Consider the following 15687-nt stretch of genomic DNA (forward strand, 5'->3'; position numbering starts at 1 on the left):
CGATCCCGATCTGCTGCCCGCGCTGCATCCGGAATTCGCGCATCGTCGCCCCGCGCTGGGGCTGGGCGCGGACCAGCCGCCGCCGCGCATCCTGCTGCTGTACGGCTCGCTGCGCGAGCGATCGTATTCGCGCCTGGCGGTGGAAGAGGCGGCGCGGCTGCTGCGGTTCTTCGGTGCCGAAACGCGCATCTTCGATCCCTCCGACCTGCCGTGGCCCGACCAGCCCGGCGCCGACGACCACCCGGCCGTGTGCGAACTGCGCGAGCTCTCGCTGTGGTCCGAAGGGCAGGTGTGGTGCAGTCCCGAGCGGCATGGCCAGATCACCGGCGTGATGAAGGCGCAGATCGACCACCTGCCGTTGTCGATCGGCGCGATACGTCCGACCCAGGGCCGCACGCTGGCGGTGATGCAGGTGTCCGGTGGCTCGCAGTCGTTCAACGCGGTCAACACGCTGCGCCTGCTCGGGCGCTGGATGCGCATGTTCACCATCCCCAACCAGTCCAGCGTGGCCAAGGCCTGGCAGGAGTTCGACGAGGCCGGGCGGATGAAGCCGTCGGCCTACTACGACCGCATCGTCGACGTGATGGAGGAGCTGGTGCGCTTCACCGTGCTGCTTCGGCCCCATGCGGCTCAATTGGTCGACCGTTACTCGGAACGCCGGGAGACTGACCGGCCCGTGTCCGAAACCGTCCTCGCCAGGCTGTAGGAGCCCGCTCGCGGGCGATGCTTCTGGCTTTGGTGGCGATCCAGAGCAAAAGGCATCGCCCGCGAGCGGGCTCCTACAGGGTGGGGCAGCCCAGTGCGGCTGCGGCGTAGCTCTTGATCTTGGCGAGCGTGGCGGCCAGGCCGTTGGAGCGCGTGGGCGACAGGTGCTTGGCCAGGCCGATTGCCTGGATGAACTCCGGTTCGGTGGCCACGATGTCCGCCGCGGAGCGGTCCGAATACACCCGCAGCAGCAATGCGAGCAGGCCGGAGACGATCGCCGAATCGCTAGCTGCGTCGAAGTGCATTTTCGCCGCATCGCCGCTCGGCACCAGCCAGACCATCGACTGGCAGCCATGCACGCGCCAGTCGTCGGTCTTGGATGCCTCGGGGAACGCCGGCAGCTGTTTGCCGAGGTCGATCAGGTACTGGTAACGCTCGGTCCAGTCGCTGAAGAAGCCGAATTCCTCGGCGATCTGCTGCTGGGCGTCGTGAGCGGTGGCGGTCGTTTCTGTCATCCCGCCATTATCGCCCCCACGCCGGCGCGAAGCGACCCACCGCCGTAGGAGCGCACCCTGTGCACGAATGCTCTTTCGCGGCGTGAAGAAAAGCCATCGCGCACAGGGTGCGCTCCTACATGAATCACGTCTTGGCGACGCTCCAACGCGTGCCCTGGGCGCCGTCCTCGATCACCACGCCCATCGCGGTCAGTTCGGCGCGGATCGCATCGGCACGGGCGAAGTCCCTGGCGGCGCGGGCGGCACGGCGTTCTTCCAGCAAGGCCTCGACCCGGCCGGCATCGACCGTATCGGTGCCATGGCGGAACCAGGCTTCAGGATCCTGCTGCAACAGGCCGAGCAGGGCGCCACCGCCGAGCAGGGCGGCCTTGGCCTCCGGCGTGCCCGTCTGGCGGGCGGCGTCGGCCAGCGTGGCGAGCTCGGCCAGCGCCTGCGGCGTGTTGAGGTCGTCGCATAGCGCAGCCTCGACGGTAGAGGGCACGGGCAGGTCGCCTTCCACGGCCACATCGCCGAGATCGCGCAGCACGCGATACCAGCCGTCCAGCGTGCTGACCGCCTGGGCGATTGCCTGGTCGGACCAGTCCAGCGGCTGGCGGTAGTGGCCGCGCATCAGCAGCAGGCGCAGCGCTTCCGGCGGGTGCTGCTGCAGCAGCTGGTGAACGTGCAGCACGTTGCCCAGCGACTTGGACATCTTGCGGCCGCCGAAGGTGAGCATGCCGTTGTGCAGCCACCAGCGGGCGAAGACCTTGCCGCCGTGGGCGCAGGTGGACTGGGCGATCTCGTTCTCGTGGTGCGGGAACTGCAGGTCGACGCCGCCGGCGTGGATGTCGATGGTCTCGCCCAGGTGGGCCGCGCTCATCGCCGAGCACTCGATGTGCCAGCCCGGGCGGCCGCGGCCCCAGGGGCTGTCCCAGCCCGGCAGCTCCGGCGTTGACGGCTTCCACAGCACGAAGTCGACCGGGTTCTTCTTGTACGGAGCCACTTCGACGCGGGCGCCGGCGATCATCTCCTCGGTATCGCGGCCGGACAGCGCGCCATAGGCGGCATAGGAGGCGACATCGAACAGCACGTGGCCCTCGGCCTCGTAGGCGTGGCCGCTGGCGATCAGCGTCTGGATCATCGCGACGATCTCGCCGATATGTGCGGTGGCGTACGGCTCGATGTCCGGCGGGGCGATGCCGAGGGTGGCCATGTCCTCACGGTAGGCGGCGGCGAAGCGGTCGGTGATCGCGCTGATCGGCACGCCCTGCTCAAGCGCGGCGGCGTTGATCTTGTCGTCCACGTCGGTGATGTTGCGGGCGTACACCACGTTCGGGTAATGCCGGCGCAGCAGCCGTACCAGCACGTCGAACACCACCGGGCCGCGGGCGTTGCCGATGTGCACGTAGCTGTACACGGTCGGGCCGCAAAGGTACATCGTCACCCGCTCGGGATCGAGCGGCGCGAACGGTTCGACCTGGCGGCTCAGGCTGTTGTAGAGCGAAATCGGCATCGGCGGTGCATCCACGGGGCGGGCGTCCGGCAGGGTCGCCGGACGGTGATCGGCCGGGCATCTTAACAAGCGCTAAGCCGGGCCGGGCGCGGGCCGGGGTTCTAAGCGTCGATTCAGTGTGAATTTGTTCGAATGCAACGGCCTGTCACTGGGCCCAGAGAACCTCTCCCTCCGGAGTTCGTATGAACAAGATGTTGCTCCCCGCCCTGGCACTGACCCTGATGTTCGGTGCCGCGCATGCCCAGGATCGCTACGGGCCGCCGCCGCAGGGGGGCGACGACAACACGCATTACGGCTGGGCGGACGTGCTGCGCGTGGACCCCAACTACTCGGTCGTGCGCACCGAGGCGCCGCAGCAGCAGTGCTACGACCAGCCGGTGGTCCGCCGCGAGGGCGGCAACACCACCGCAGGCACCGTGCTCGGTGCCATCGTGGGTGGCGTGCTCGGCAACACCATCGGCAAGGGCGATGGCCGCAAGGCGGCGACCGTGGCCGGCGCCGTGGCTGGCGGCGCCATCGGCCACCGGGCGGCAGGCAGCGGTTCGGAATACCAGACCACGGAGACCCGTTGTCGCGAGGTCAGCCAGGTCAGCGAACAGCGCCGCATCACCAGCTATGACGTGGAATACCGCTATCGCGGCGAGGTCTACGTATCGCGCCTGAGCTACGACCCCGGCGAGCGCCTGCGGGTGCGCGTCAGCGTCGAGCCGGCCGACTGAGCCCGGTCCGAAGCGTCTCCCCCCGGCCGCCGCCCGAGGGCGGCGGTCGCGTTTCCGACGCCGGCGTCTCCCGGGCTCCATCTTTTTGTTGCACGGCAGCGAAATTGCCGCCATGATGATGCTTCACCCGCCCGAGCCGTCCATGTCTACAGCCGTCTATACCGCCAACGTTCTTACCAGCGCTCGCATGGCTGCTGGCATGACGTCGCGTGCGCGCCGACCGCTGGTCCGACATTCGGCCGGGTAGGCTGTCGCGCGCTGCTGTTCCAAGTGCAACGACTGAAAAACCCGGCCCTCGTGCCGGGTTTTTTCGTTTTCGGTTTACTTCACGCGGATCCGTCCGCGAACGGCGAGACCGGCCATCCTTGGTCGGACTATTCATCAAGAGCGATTCCACCATGACCCTTCGGCATTTCCTCACCACCCAGGACTACAGCCGCGCCGAGATCGACGCGCTGCTGGAACACGCCGCCGCGTTCAAGCGTTCGCCGCGCAGCCAGCAGCTGGCCGGCAAGTCGGTGGCGCTGCTGTTCTTCAATCCCTCGATGCGCACCCGCACCAGCTTCGAGCTGGGTGCGTTTCACCTCGGTGGCCACGCCATCGTGCTGGCGCCGGGCAAGGACGCGTGGCCGATCGAGTTCGAGGTCGGCAGCGTGATGGACGGCGACACCGAGGAGCACATCGCCGAGGTGGCGCGCGTGCTGAGCCGTTACGTGGACCTGATCGCGGTGCGCGCCTTTCCGAAGTTCCAGGACTGGCAGGTGGACCGCCAGGACACGGTCATCAAGGCCTTCGCCCAGTACGCCACGGTGCCGGTGATCAACATGGAGACGATCACTCATCCCTGCCAGGAGCTGGCCCACGCGCTGGCGATGAAGGAGCACCTGGGCAGCTTGCAGAACAAGAAGTACGTGCTGACCTGGACCTATCACCCCAAGCCGCTGAACACGGCGGTGGCCAACTCGGCGCTGCTGATCGCCACCAAGATGGGCATGGACGTGACCCTGCTGTGCCCCACGCCCGACTATGTGCTGGACGAGCGCTACATGCAGGCCGGCTTCGAGAACGCGCAGGCCAACGGCGGCTCGCTGAAGGTCAGCCACGACATCGAGGAGGCCTACTCGGGCGCCCACGTGGTCTATGCCAAGAGCTGGGGCGCGCTGCCGTACTTCGGCCGCTGGGAGCAGGAGAAGCCGATCCGCGAGGCCAACAAGCACTTCATCGTCGACGAGGCGAAGATGGCGCTGACCGACCATGGCCTGTTCAGCCACTGCCTGCCGCTGCGCCGCAACGTCAAGGCCACCGACGCGGTGATGGATGCGCCGTACTGCATCGCCATCGACGAGGCCGAGAACCGCCTGCACGTGCAGAAGGCGGTGATGGCCTCGCTGATCGGGCAAGGCTGAGTCGCGCCGGCATGTATCAGCCCAGGCATTTCGTCGAGACGCGCGAGCACGCCCTTTACGGGCTGATCGATGCGCATCCGTTCGCCACGCTGGTGGCGAACGCAGCCGCTGGCATGGCGGTGAACCACCTTCCGTTCGTGCGGCAGGGCGATGTGCTGCGCGGTCACGTCGCCGGCGGCAACGAACTGGCCGCGATGGATGGCGCCGCGGTGCTGGCGATCTTCCACGGTCCGCAGGGCTACGTGAGCCCGAACTGGTACCCGAGCAAGCACGCCAACGGCGGCCGCGAGGTGCCTACGTGGAACTACGCCGTGGCGCACGTGCACGGGCGCCTGCGCATCGTCCACGACACCGACTGGCTGCGCGACCTGCTCGATGCGCTGACCGATCGTCATGAGGTCAGCGAACCTTCGCCGTGGAAGGTCGCCGATGCCCCGGCCGATCACGTGCAGAAGCTGCTCGGCGCCATCGTCGGCATCGAGATCGCCATCGAGCGCATCGAGGGCAAGTTCAAGCTCAGCCAGAACCATCCGGACGCCAACCGCGCCGGCGTGATCGGCGGCCTGACCCGACGCGGGCAGGGCGACGACCTGGCACTCGCCGCACTGATGCAAAAACAGGAGGAAGGCCGCGCATGAACCGCCCGCACCGCTATCGCGTCGACGTGGTCTGGACCGGCAACCGCGGCACCGGCACCGACGGCTACCGCAACTACAGCCGCAACCACGTGATCCGCGTGCCCGGCAAGCCGGAGCTCGCCGGCTCGTCGGATCCCACTTTTCGCGGCGACGCCACCCGGCACAACCCGGAGGACATGCTGGTGGCCGCGCTGTCCACCTGCCATATGTTGTCCTACCTGCACATGGCGACCGTCGCCGGCGTGGTCGTCACCGACTACCGCGACGCCGCCGAGGGCACGATGGTCACCGAGGGCAACGGCGGACACTTCACCGAAGTGGTGCTGCGTCCCGTCGTCACCATCACTGCCACCAGCGACCCAGCCAGAGCCGAGGCCGCGCACGAGGCGGCCCACCACGCCTGCTTCATCGCCAACTCCGTGAATTTTCCGGTGCGCTGCGAGCCGCGCATCGTCGTCGCTTCCGTCTAAACCTTTTCCTTCCAGGATCTGCAAGCCATGAGCAAAGACATCGTCCTCGCCTTCTCCGGCGGCCTCGACACCAGCTTCTGCGTCCCGTACCTGATCGAGCGCGGCTGGGCCGTGCATACGGTGTTCGCCGACACCGGCGGCGTGGATGCCGAGGAGCGTGCCTACATCGAGGCGCGCGCGAAAGAGCTCGGCGTCGCCAGCCACGTCACCGTGGACGGCGGCCCGGTGATCTGGAACGGCTTCGTAAAGCCCTTCGTGTGGGCCGGCGAGGGCTACCAGGGCCAGTACCCGCTGCTGGTCTCCGACCGCTATCTGATCGTCGATGCGGCCATCGCGCGCGCCAAGGAACTGGGCACCAGGGCGATCGCCCATGGCTGCACCGGCATGGGCAACGACCAGGTGCGCTTCGACCTGGCGGTGAAGGCGCTGGGCGACTACCAGATCGTCGCGCCGATCCGCGAGATCCAGAAGGAGCACACCCAGACCCGCGCCTACGAGCAGGCCTACCTGGAAGAGCGCGGCTTCGAGGTGCGCGCCAAGCAGAAGAGCTACACCATCAATGAGAACCTGCTGGGCGTGACCTTGTCCGGCGGCGAGATCGACCACTGGAAGGCGCCGGGCGAGGGTGCCCGCGGCTGGTGCAAGCCGCGCGCCGAATGGCCGTCCGAAAAACTGCAGGTCACGCTCGGCTTCGAAAAGGGCGAGGCGGTGTCGCTCAACGGCGAGAAGCTGCCGGGTGCGCAGATCCTGGCGAAGCTCAATGCGCTGTTCGCGCCGTACGGCGTGGGCCGCGGCATGTACACCGGCGACACCACCATCGGCCTGAAGGGCCGCATCGTGTACGAAGCGCCGGGCCTGGTCTCGCTGCTCGCCGCGCACCGCGCGCTGGAAGAGGCCGTGCTGACCAAGCAGCAGAACCGCTTCAAGCCCGAGGTGGCGCGCAAGTGGGTCGAGGTGGTCTACGAGGGCTTCTTCCACGATCCGGTGAAGACCGACCTGGAAGCCTTCCTCGCCTCGAGCCAGTCGCAGGTCAACGGTGAAGTGGTGCTGCAGACCACCGGTGCCATGGTGACTGCGGTGGAGATCCGCTCGCCGCACATCCTCAACGCCAAGGGCGCCACCTACGCACAGTCCGCCGACTGGGGCGTGGAAGAGGCCGAAGGCTTCATCAAGCTGTTCGGCATGAGCTCGACGCTGTGGGCCGAGATTAACCGCTGAGCCGCTCATGACCGATCCCTTGACCCCTGTCGCCGCGCAGTTCGAGGCCTACAACCGGCATGACCTGCCGGCTTTCCTCGCCTGCTTCGCCGAGGACTTCCGCAGCTACCGCATGCCCGCCGAGACGCCGACCCTGGTCGGCAAGGCGGCGCTGGCGGCGTTCTATGCCGAGCATCGTTTCAACAACCCGGCGCTGCGCGCCGAGTTGCTGGGGCGCACGGTGGTCGGGCGGCGCGTGTTCGACCACGAGCGCATCCATGGTCTCGGCGATCAGCCGCTGGAGAGCATGGCAGCGTTCGAGGTGGCCGACGACGGCCTGATCCGCGCCGCGTGGTTCTACTTCGCCGGGCAGCCATGACGATCGCGACGAACGCCGTGCTGCGCATCAGCACCGACCGGGACGAGCTGGACGTGGAACTGATCCATCGGTTCCTCGCCGACGAGGCCTACTGGAGCCGGGGCATCCCGCGCGCCACGGTGGAACAGGCCATCGCCGGCTCGCTGTGCTTTGGCGGTTACGTCGATGGACGCCAGGTGGCCTTCGCGCGGGTGGTCACCGACGGGGCCACCTTCGGTTACCTGGCGGACGTCTTCGTGCTGCCGGAGCACCGCGGACGCGGCTATGCCAAGGCGCTGATGGCGGCGGTGATGGGGCACCCGCAGCTGCAGGGCCTGCGGCGCTTCAGCCTGGCCACCAGCGATGCGCACACGCTGTATGCCGGATTCGGGTTCACTGCACCGAGCCGGCCGCAGAACCTGATGGAAAAGCTCGACCCGGACATCTATACCCGACAGCCAGGCAGGCCATGACACCTCTTCTGCAATCCACCCTGGAACACCTCAAGGCGCTGGTCGGTTTCGACACGCGCAATCCGCCGCGGGAGATCGGTACCGGCGGCATTTTCGACTACCTGCGCGCGCAGCTGCCGGGATTCGACGTGACGGTGACCGACTACGGTGCTGGTGCGGTCACGCTGCATGCCGTGCGTGGTGCGCCCAAGCGGCTGTTCAACGTGCACCTGGACACGGTGCCCGATTCGCCGCACTGGAGCGCCGACCCGCACGTGCTGCGCGTCACCGCCGATCGTGCCATCGGCCTGGGCGCCTGCGACATCAAGGGCGCCGCGGCGGCGCTGCTTGCCGTGGCGAACGTCACCGACGGCCCGATGGCTATGCTGTTCTCGACCGACGAGGAGGCCAACGATGCGCGCTGCATCGCGGGCTTCCTCAAGGCTTTTCCCCCTCTCCCGCCGGGAGAGGGTCGGGGTGAGGGTTCGGGCGAAGCGGGCATCACCGGTGACACCGAACCCTCACCCCAACCCCTCTCCCGGGGGGAGAGGGGCTATGCCTACGACGCGGTGATTGTGGCTGAGCCCACCAAGGGTGAAGCCGTGCTCGCCCATCGCGGCATCCACTCGGTGCTGATGCGCTTTGCCGGCCATGCCGGCCACGCCTCGGGCGAGCAGAAGCCCAGCGACAGCGCGCTGCACCAGGCGGTGCGCTGGGGCGATGCAGCGCTGGATTTCGCCGCGGCGCAGTCGCACGAACGCTTCGGCGGGCTGACCGGCCTGCGCTTCAACATCGGCCGCATCGAGGGCGGCATCAAGGCCAACATGATCGCGCCGACCACCGAGGTGCGGTTCGGCTTCCGGCCGCTGCCGACGATGGATCCGGAGCGCATGCTGGAGAACTTGCGTACCCTGGTCGAGCCGGTGCCGGCCGAGTTCACCGAGACCTTCCGCGGCGACTCGTTGCCGGCCGGCGACACCGCCACCGCCGAGGCGCGCCGGCTGGCCGCACGCGACCTGGCCGACGAACTGGAACTCCCGATCGGCAACGCCGTGGACTTCTGGACCGAGGCGGCGCTGTTCTCCGCCGCCGGCTACACCGCCTTCGTCTACGGCCCCGGCGACATCGCCCAGGCGCACACTGCCGACGAATGGGTGGCGCTCGACCAGCTGCAGCATTACGCCGACACCCTCCATCGCCTCGTCGCCCGCGGCAACGCGTGACGCGCGGCGATTTCCAGCACACCAACGACTGAAACCATGACCACCGGTTCCCACACCCGCAAGACTATCGTTCGCCTGCTCTCGGCCATGGGCAGCGCGAAGGAGATCCAGCAGTACCTCAAGCGCTTCTCCCAGCTCGACGCCAGCCGTTTCGCGGTGGTGAAGGTGGGCGGCGCGGTGCTGCGCGACGAGCTCAACGATCTCACCTCCTCGCTGACCTTCCTGCAGCAGGTCGGCCTCACGCCGATCGTGCTGCACGGCGCCGGCCCGCAGCTGGACGAGGAGCTCGCCGCCGCCGGCATCGAGAAGCAGACGGTGAACGGCCTGCGCGTCACCAGCCCGAAGGCGCTGGGCATCGTGCGCCGCGTGTTCCAGCAACAGAACCTCAAGCTGGTCGAGGCGCTGCAGTCGATGGACACGCGCGCCACCTCGGTGCCCTCGGGCGTGTTCATGGCCAGCTTCCTGGACCGCGACACCTACGGCATGGTCGGCAAGGTCGACAGCATCAACCTGGCGCCGATCGAGGCCAGCCTGCGCGCGGGCTCGATCCCGGTGATCGCCAGCCTCGGCGAGACGGACGAAGGCCAGTTCCTCAACATCAACGCCGATTTCGCCGCCAACGAGCTGGTGCGCGTGCTGCAGCCGTACAAGATCGTGTTCCTCACCGGCACCGGCGGCCTGCTGGACGACCAGGGCAAGCTGATCGACTCGATCAATCTGTCCACCGAGTTCGACCACCTGATGGCGCAGCCGTGGATCAACGGCGGCATGCGGGTGAAGATCGAGCAGATCGCCGACCTGCTGGACAAGCTGCCGCTGTCGTCCTCGGTGTCGATCACCCGGCCGTCGGAGCTGGCCAAGGAGCTGTTCACCCACAAGGGCTCGGGCACGCTGGTTCGCCGCGGCGAGAAGGTGCTGACCTTCGACAGCTGGGACGGCTTGGACCAGGCGCGGCTGCGTGAACTGATCGAGTCCAGCTTCGGCCGCAAGGTGGTGCCGGATTATTTCGAGCGCACCACGCCGTACCGCGTCTACGTGAGCGAGAACTACCGTGCCGCGATGATCCTCACCATGGACGAAGGCCTGCCGTATCTCGACAAGTTCGCCGTGCTCGACGAGGCGCAGGGCGAAGGCCTGGGCCGCGCGGTATGGCAGGTGATGCGCGAGCAGCATCCGCAGCTGTTCTGGCGCTCGCGGCATGGCAATCCGGTCAACCCGTTCTACTACGCCGAGTCCGACGGTTGCCTCAAGCAGGTGCGCTGGAAGGTGTTCTGGTACGGGCTGGACGGGTTCGACACCATCGAACGCTGCGTCGCGCACTGCGCCACCCGCCAGCCCACGCTGGTCGACTGACCCCACGAGCCACGACATGACTTCTGCACACAAAACCCTCGGCATCGTCGGCGCCCGCGGCCACACCGGCGCGGAGCTGATCCGCCTGGTCGCCGCGCACCCGGCGCTTGAGCTGGTGTTCGTTTCCTCGCGCGAGCTGGACGGCCAGCGCGTGGCCGACCACGTGGCGGGCTACGCCGGCGAGCTGCGCTACGCCAGCCTCGATGCCGACGCCGTCGCCGCGCAAGGCGCGGACGTGGTGGTGCTGGCCCTGCCCAACAGCAAGGCGGCGCCCTATGTCGAGGCGATCGACAAGGCGAAGCCTGACACGCTGATCCTCGACCTGTCAGCCGACTACCGCTTCGACAGCACGTGGTACTACGGCCTGCCGGAGCTCACCCGCGAGAAATGGCGCGGCGAGAAGAAGATCAGCAACCCCGGCTGCTACGCCACCGCGATCCAGCTCTCGATCGCGCCGCTGAAAGACCTGCTGGCCGCGCCGCCGGTGTGCTTCGGCGTGTCCGGCTATTCCGGCGCCGGCACCACGCCCTCGGACAAGAACGATCCCGAGAAGCTGCGCGACAACCTGATGCCGTACTCGCTCACCGGCCACACCCACGAGAAGGAAGCCAGCCGCCACCTCGGCGTACCGGTGGAGTTCATGCCGCATGTGGCGCCGCACTTCCGCGGCCTCACCGTCACCACCAACCTCTACCTCGCACGCAAGATGACGCGTGAGGAAGTGATGCAGCGCTTCCACCACGCCTACGACGCCGAACCATTGGTGCACGTGGTGGACGAGGCGCCGTGGGTGAGCGCGGTGGCCGGCCGGCATCACGTCGACATCGGCGGCTTCACGCTTTCGGCCGACGGCAAGCGCGTGGTGGTGGTGGCCACGCTGGACAACCTGCTCAAGGGCGCGGCCACCCAGGCGCTGCAGAACATCAACCGGGCGATCGGTGTAGACGAGCTCACCGCCATCCCGACCACTCCATGACGGCGTAGGAGCCCGCTCGCGGGCGATGCTTTCGCTCTGGTGCCGCATCAAAGCCAAAGGCATCGCCCGCGAGCGGGCTCCTACACGAGATCCAGGACATCAGCGATGACCCAACCCCTCTGGCAGAAATCCGGCATCCAGATCGATCCGCGCATCATGCGGTTCCTCGCCGGTGACGACGTGATCCTCGATCGCGAGTTCTTCCTGCATGACATCACCGCCAGCAAGGCGCACGTCGAAGGCCTGCAGCACATCGGCTTGGTCAGCGTTGACGAGGCCGCCGCGCTCAAGCGCGAGCTGGACGCGCTGGCCGAGGATTTCCGCTCCGGCGCCTTCGTGCTGGACGAGCGTTTCGAGGACTGCCATTCCGCCATCGAGGCGCGGCTCACCGAGCGGCTGGGCGATGCCGGTCGCCGCGTGCACACCGGGCGCAGTCGCAACGACCAGATCCTGGTTGCCACGCGGCTGTGGTTGAAGGACAAGCTGGCCGAACTGGAAGCGCACTGCCGCGCCGTGGCCGAAGTCTGCCTGGAGCGCGCCGCGCAGCCGGCCCTGCCGATGCCGGGCTACACCCACCTGCAGCGTGCCGTGGTCTCGTCCACCGCGATGTGGTTCGCCGGTTTCGCCGAGGGCTTCATCGACAACGCGCTGCGCGCCCGGCAGACCCACACGCTGATCGACGCCAACCCGCTGGGCACCGCCGCCGGCTACGGCGTCAACCTGCCGCTGGACCGCGCGCACACCACGCAGGCGCTGGGGTTCGCCCGCATGCAGGTCAGCCCGATCTACGCGCAGCTGTCGCGCGGCAAGTACGAGATGGCGGTGCTGGAGGCGATCGGTGCGGCGATGCTCGACGTGCGCCGGCTGGCCTGGGATCTGTCGCTGTTCACCACCGCCGAATTCGGCTTCGTGCAGCTGCCGGCGCAGTACACCACAGGCAGCTCGATCATGCCGAACAAGCGCAACCCGGATGTGGTGGAACTGCTGCGCGCCAGCTACGCCTCCGTGGCGGCGGCGCGCACCGAGATCGAGCAGTTGCTCTCGCTGCCGTCCGGCTACCAGCGCGATCTGCAGTTCTCCAAGGGCTCGATCTTCCACGGCGTGCGTCACGGTCTGATGGCGCTGGAGCTGGTGCCGGACCTGCTGGCGCAGATGGCCTGGAACGAGGCAACCATGCGCGCGTCGATCGAGCCGGCGATGTATGCCACCGACGTGGCGATCGAGCAGGCGGCGGCCGGCGTGCCGTTCCGCGATGCCTACCGCGCCGCCGCTGAGACCGCGGCGTCTGCAGGTGAGGGCCGCACGCCGGAAGGCAGCCTGGCGGCGCGCACCTCGCCCGGCGCCGGCGATCAGCTGAAGCTGGATGAACTGCGCGCGCGGCTTGCCGCGCTGGGCCAGTGAGGTAACGCACCATGTCCGCCGTCACCACCGCCAACGCAGCACACTATGTCTGGGGCCAGCAGTGCGACGGCTGGCATCTGCTGGCCGGCGATGATCTCAGCGTCATCGAGGAACGCATGCCGCCCGGTACTGCCGAGGTGCGCCACCGTCATGCGCGCTCGCGGCAGTTTTTCTACGTGCTGGGCGGCACCGCCGTGCTGGAGCTGGGGGGCGTTGCGCACCGCCTCGAGGCGGGGCAGGGCCTGCACGTGCCGCCCGGTGCGGCGCACCAGATGCGCAACGACTCCGGCGAGGACGTGCGCTTCCTGGTGATCTCCTCGCCACGCAGCCACGGCGATCGCGAGGCGGTCGATGGCTGAGCTCGCCTTCCAGCCGCTGCCTGCGTGGCGGCGGGCGGTGCTCAAGGTCGGCAGCAATCTGCTGGCCGCCGATGGTGGCGGCCTGACCCCCACGTATGCGCAGACGCTCGCGGCCTTCATCGCCCACAGCCAGGCGCAAGGCCGGGAGCTGGTGCTGGTGTCTTCCGGCGCGGTGGCCGCCGGCCGCGCCCTGCTGCGCGCACGTGCATTGCCCGTTGCCGATCTCGCCGAACGCCAGGCGCTGGCCGCGCTCGGCCAGGCGCCGATGATCGCGCTGTGGCAGTCGCTGTCGAGCCGTGCGGTGGCGCAGGTGCTGCTCACCCACGACGACCTGCGCAACCGTCGTCGCTACCTCAACGCCCGCGCCACGTTGCGCCAGTTGCTGGCGATCGAGGTGCTGCCGGTGGTCAATGAGAACGACACGGTGGCGGTGGACGAGCTCAAGCTCGGCGACAACGACAACCTCGCTGCCATCGTCGCGGCGCTGGTCGATGCCGACCTGCTGTTGATCGCCTCGGATATCGACGCGCTGTACAACGCTGATCCGCGCCGCGATTCCACCGCGGCGGCGATACCGCACGTGGCCGAGATCACGCCCCAGGTGCTGGCGATGGCCGGCGGTAGCGGCAGTGCGGTCGGCACCGGCGGCATGCGGACCAAGCTGCAAGCGGCGCAGAAGGCGGCCGCGGCCGGTATCGCCACGGCGCTGTTCAACGGGCGCGATGCGGCCACGGTGCAGGCGCTGGGCGAAGGCCGGCTGCGCGGCACGCTGTTCATGCCGGCACAGAGCCGCATGCAGGCACGCAAGTACTGGCTGCTGCATGCGCCCGCAAGTGCGGCGGCGATCCGCGTCGATGCGGGCGCAGCGAGCGCGCTGGCGGGGGGCGGCGCATCGCTGCTGCCCGGTGGCGTGGTGGACGTGGTGGGCGAGTTTCATCGCGGCGACCTGGTGGACGTCATCGATCCTTCCGGGCGCATGGTCGCGCGCGGCCTCACCCAGTACGGTGCAGTCGATGTGCGGCGAATGGCCGGTCGCCACAGCCGGGATATCGACGGCGTACTGGGCTACAGCTACGGGCCGGCCGTCGTCCATCGCGACGATCTCGCGTTGACTGCGGTGTAGGCGTTTGGACGTCCAAATGGCTGTTCACGACATGGCGCGCATGGTCGATAGGCGCATCGGGGGTTGAAATCACATGGTCTGCCCAGACCCTCTAACAGTTGTCGCAGTCGAGGAAACCGGGGAGATGACGCAACTCAGGGCCTTTCGCCAGCAGACCGTGCCGCCGTGGCGCCGCGCCGTGCTCAAGGTGGGCAGCAGCCTGATCGCCGCCGATGGCGGCGGGCTGAGCACCCGTTATGCGCTGGGCCTGGCGCAGTTCATCACCGCGTGTCACGCCAGTGGGCGCGAGATCGTGCTGGTCTCGTCCGGCGCGGTGGCCGCGGGACGCTTGCTGCTGAAGGATCATTCGCACGAAGACACCAGCAGCGCCGCGCGCCAGGCGATGGCGGCGCTGGGCCAGACGCAGACCGTCGGACTGTGGCAGCGCCTGCTCGATATTCCGCTGGCGCAGGTGCTGCTCACCCACGACGATCTGCGCAACCGCCGCCGCTACCTCAACGCGCGTGCCACGCTGAGCGAATTGCTCCGCCATCGCGTGATGCCGGTGGTGAACGAGAACGACACCGTGGCGGTGGACGAACTCACGCTAGGCGACAACGACAACCTCGCGGCGATCATCGCCGCGCTGGTCGATGCGGACATGCTGCTGATCGCCACCGACATCGATGGCCTGTACACCGCCGACCCGCGCAGCAACCCGGAGGCCGAGCCGGTCAATGAAGTGCCCGAGCTCACTCCGGAGATCATGGCGATGGCCGGTGCGGCGGGCAGCTCGGTGGGCACCGGCGGCATGCGCACCAAGCTGGAAGCGGCGCAGAAGGCCGGCGCCGCAGGCATCGAAACGATTCTGTTCAACGGCCGCGACAGCGAGGTAGTGAGCCTGCTCTCGCGCGATCTGCTGCACGGCACGTTGCTGCGCACCAAAGCCACCCGTCTGCAGGCGCGCAAGTACTGGCTGCGTCACGTGCCCGCGGTGCCCGGCCACATCGAGGTGGATGCCGGCGCGATGCGCGCGCTGAACGAGGAGGGCGCCTCGCTGCTGCCCAAGGGCATCCTCGCCGCCGAGGGCCAGTTCCAGCGCGGTGACATGGTGGAGATCGTCGGCCCCGGCGAGCACGGGGCGCTGCAGTCCTTCGCCCGCGGCATCAGCCAATACAACGCCGCCGAAATCAACCGCATCGCGCGCTGCCACACGCGCGAGATCAAGCCCCGGCTTGGCTACAGCTTTGGCGAGAACGTCGTCCACCGCGACGACCTTGCCCTGGTGCGCGAGCTGGACCTGACCACAGGAGACCTTTGA

Annotated in this window: 17 protein-coding genes; 15 read left to right on the forward strand and 2 right to left on the reverse strand. The window is 68.2% G+C overall.

The genetic code is table 11. The annotated features are described in order from the left end of the window. The first annotated feature begins 10 nt into the window (after positions 1-10). The gene (arsH, locus tag NC595_RS10765; RefSeq protein WP_425493116.1) at positions 11-706 is read left to right on the forward strand and encodes an arsenical resistance protein ArsH; all 696 of its coding nucleotides are present in this window, start codon (positions 11-13) and stop codon (positions 704-706) included. 73 nt (positions 707-779) lie between these two features. Here the strand turns inward: arsH and NC595_RS10770 are convergent, their stop codons facing one another. Further along, a complete protein-coding gene (locus NC595_RS10770; protein WP_253566305.1) occupies positions 780-1220 on the reverse strand; it encodes a SufE family protein in 441 nt (146 codons plus the stop codon). Positions 1221-1344: 124 nt separating this feature from the next. Then, complete coding sequence (cysS, locus tag NC595_RS10775; protein WP_253566306.1) at positions 1345-2712, reverse strand: cysteine--tRNA ligase; 1368 nt, start codon at positions 2710-2712, stop codon at positions 1345-1347. A 182-nt stretch (positions 2713-2894) separates the two neighbouring features. On the opposite strand from cysS, the gene NC595_RS10780 reads away from it, so the two are divergent. The 14 genes from NC595_RS10780 to proB (NC595_RS10845) all read left to right on the forward strand — a co-directional run bounded on the left by NC595_RS10780 (position 2895) and on the right by proB (NC595_RS10845) (position 15687). After that, positions 2895-3431 (forward strand): glycine zipper 2TM domain-containing protein, encoded by a 537-nt coding sequence (locus tag NC595_RS10780; protein ID WP_253566307.1) that lies wholly within the window; start codon positions 2895-2897, stop codon positions 3429-3431. Between the two features lie 398 nt (positions 3432-3829). Next, the gene (locus NC595_RS10785) at positions 3830-4837 is read left to right on the forward strand and encodes an N-acetylornithine carbamoyltransferase (RefSeq protein WP_253566308.1); all 1008 of its coding nucleotides are present in this window, start codon (positions 3830-3832) and stop codon (positions 4835-4837) included. A gap of 11 nt (positions 4838-4848) precedes the next feature. Continuing rightward, positions 4849-5475 (forward strand): FMN-binding negative transcriptional regulator, encoded by a 627-nt coding sequence (locus NC595_RS10790; protein ID WP_253566309.1) that lies wholly within the window; start codon positions 4849-4851, stop codon positions 5473-5475. Then, the gene (locus tag NC595_RS10795) at positions 5472-5945 is read left to right on the forward strand and encodes an OsmC family protein (protein ID WP_253566310.1); all 474 of its coding nucleotides are present in this window, start codon (positions 5472-5474) and stop codon (positions 5943-5945) included. Before NC595_RS10790 ends, NC595_RS10795 begins: the two co-directional genes overlap by 4 nt. Before the next feature lie 27 nt (positions 5946-5972). After that, positions 5973-7163 carry an argininosuccinate synthase gene (locus NC595_RS10800; protein WP_253566311.1) on the forward strand — a complete coding sequence of 397 codons (1191 nt, stop codon included), beginning with the start codon at positions 5973-5975 and terminating at the stop codon, positions 7161-7163. Between the two features lie 7 nt (positions 7164-7170). Beyond that, entirely contained in the window at positions 7171-7521 is a 351-nt protein-coding gene (locus NC595_RS10805; RefSeq protein WP_253566312.1) for a nuclear transport factor 2 family protein, read from the forward strand. After that, positions 7518-7973 (forward strand): GNAT family N-acetyltransferase, encoded by a 456-nt coding sequence (locus NC595_RS10810; RefSeq protein WP_253566313.1) that lies wholly within the window; start codon positions 7518-7520, stop codon positions 7971-7973. Before NC595_RS10805 ends, NC595_RS10810 begins: the two co-directional genes overlap by 4 nt. Next, positions 7970-9175 (forward strand): acetylornithine deacetylase, encoded by a 1206-nt coding sequence (locus NC595_RS10815; RefSeq protein ID WP_253566314.1) that lies wholly within the window; start codon positions 7970-7972, stop codon positions 9173-9175. The genes NC595_RS10810 and NC595_RS10815 overlap by 4 nt, the downstream gene beginning before the upstream one ends. 36 nt (positions 9176-9211) lie before the next feature. After that, positions 9212-10528, forward strand: a complete 1317-nt coding sequence (locus NC595_RS10820; protein ID WP_253566315.1) for an acetylglutamate kinase — start codon at positions 9212-9214, stop codon at positions 10526-10528. Positions 10529-10544: 16 nt separating this feature from the next. Next, positions 10545-11504 (forward strand): N-acetyl-gamma-glutamyl-phosphate reductase, encoded by a 960-nt coding sequence (gene argC / locus NC595_RS10825; protein ID WP_253566316.1) that lies wholly within the window; start codon positions 10545-10547, stop codon positions 11502-11504. 105 nt (positions 11505-11609) lie between these two features. Beyond that, a complete protein-coding gene (gene argH / locus NC595_RS10830) occupies positions 11610-12905 on the forward strand; it encodes an argininosuccinate lyase (RefSeq protein ID WP_253566317.1) in 1296 nt (431 codons plus the stop codon). A gap of 11 nt (positions 12906-12916) precedes the next feature. Beyond that, on the forward strand, positions 12917-13264 hold the full coding sequence (locus tag NC595_RS10835; protein ID WP_253566318.1) for a cupin domain-containing protein: 348 nt from the start codon (positions 12917-12919) through the stop codon (positions 13262-13264). Beyond that, complete coding sequence (gene proB, locus NC595_RS10840) at positions 13257-14387, forward strand: glutamate 5-kinase (RefSeq protein WP_253566319.1); 1131 nt, start codon at positions 13257-13259, stop codon at positions 14385-14387. Before NC595_RS10835 ends, proB (NC595_RS10840) begins: the two co-directional genes overlap by 8 nt. Positions 14388-14511: 124 nt before the next feature. Then, the gene (gene proB, locus NC595_RS10845) at positions 14512-15687 is read left to right on the forward strand and encodes a glutamate 5-kinase (RefSeq protein ID WP_253566320.1); all 1176 of its coding nucleotides are present in this window, start codon (positions 14512-14514) and stop codon (positions 15685-15687) included.

Source organism: Dyella lutea (assembly GCF_024158035.1).
Taxonomy (GTDB): Bacteria; Pseudomonadota; Gammaproteobacteria; order Xanthomonadales; family Rhodanobacteraceae; genus Dyella_A; species Dyella_A lutea.

Excerpts from the sequence above, each read along its gene's own strand:
- NC595_RS10815 (WP_253566314.1), top strand. The coding sequence starts at position 7,970 with ATGACACCTCTTCTGCAATCCACCCTGGAACACCTCAAGGCGCTGGTC.
- argC (WP_253566316.1), top strand. The coding sequence starts at position 10,545 with ATGACTTCTGCACACAAAACCCTCGGCATCGTCGGCGCCCGCGGCCAC.
- NC595_RS10820 (WP_253566315.1), top strand. The coding sequence starts at position 9,212 with ATGACCACCGGTTCCCACACCCGCAAGACTATCGTTCGCCTGCTCTCG.
- NC595_RS10785 (WP_253566308.1), top strand. The coding sequence starts at position 3,830 with ATGACCCTTCGGCATTTCCTCACCACCCAGGACTACAGCCGCGCCGAG.
- argH (WP_253566317.1), top strand. The coding sequence starts at position 11,610 with ATGACCCAACCCCTCTGGCAGAAATCCGGCATCCAGATCGATCCGCGC.
- NC595_RS10800 (WP_253566311.1), top strand. The coding sequence starts at position 5,973 with ATGAGCAAAGACATCGTCCTCGCCTTCTCCGGCGGCCTCGACACCAGC.
- NC595_RS10835 (WP_253566318.1), top strand. The coding sequence starts at position 12,917 with ATGTCCGCCGTCACCACCGCCAACGCAGCACACTATGTCTGGGGCCAG.
- NC595_RS10780 (WP_253566307.1), top strand. The coding sequence starts at position 2,895 with ATGAACAAGATGTTGCTCCCCGCCCTGGCACTGACCCTGATGTTCGGT.
- NC595_RS10805 (WP_253566312.1), top strand. The coding sequence starts at position 7,171 with ATGACCGATCCCTTGACCCCTGTCGCCGCGCAGTTCGAGGCCTACAAC.
- NC595_RS10810 (WP_253566313.1), top strand. The coding sequence starts at position 7,518 with ATGACGATCGCGACGAACGCCGTGCTGCGCATCAGCACCGACCGGGAC.
- NC595_RS10795 (WP_253566310.1), top strand. The coding sequence starts at position 5,472 with ATGAACCGCCCGCACCGCTATCGCGTCGACGTGGTCTGGACCGGCAAC.
- proB (WP_253566320.1), top strand. The coding sequence starts at position 14,512 with ATGACGCAACTCAGGGCCTTTCGCCAGCAGACCGTGCCGCCGTGGCGC.
- NC595_RS10770 (WP_253566305.1), bottom strand. The coding sequence starts at position 1,220 with ATGACAGAAACGACCGCCACCGCTCACGACGCCCAGCAGCAGATCGCC.
- cysS (WP_253566306.1), bottom strand. The coding sequence starts at position 2,712 with ATGCCGATTTCGCTCTACAACAGCCTGAGCCGCCAGGTCGAACCGTTC.
- proB (WP_253566319.1), top strand. The coding sequence starts at position 13,257 with ATGGCTGAGCTCGCCTTCCAGCCGCTGCCTGCGTGGCGGCGGGCGGTG.
- NC595_RS10790 (WP_253566309.1), top strand. The coding sequence starts at position 4,849 with ATGTATCAGCCCAGGCATTTCGTCGAGACGCGCGAGCACGCCCTTTAC.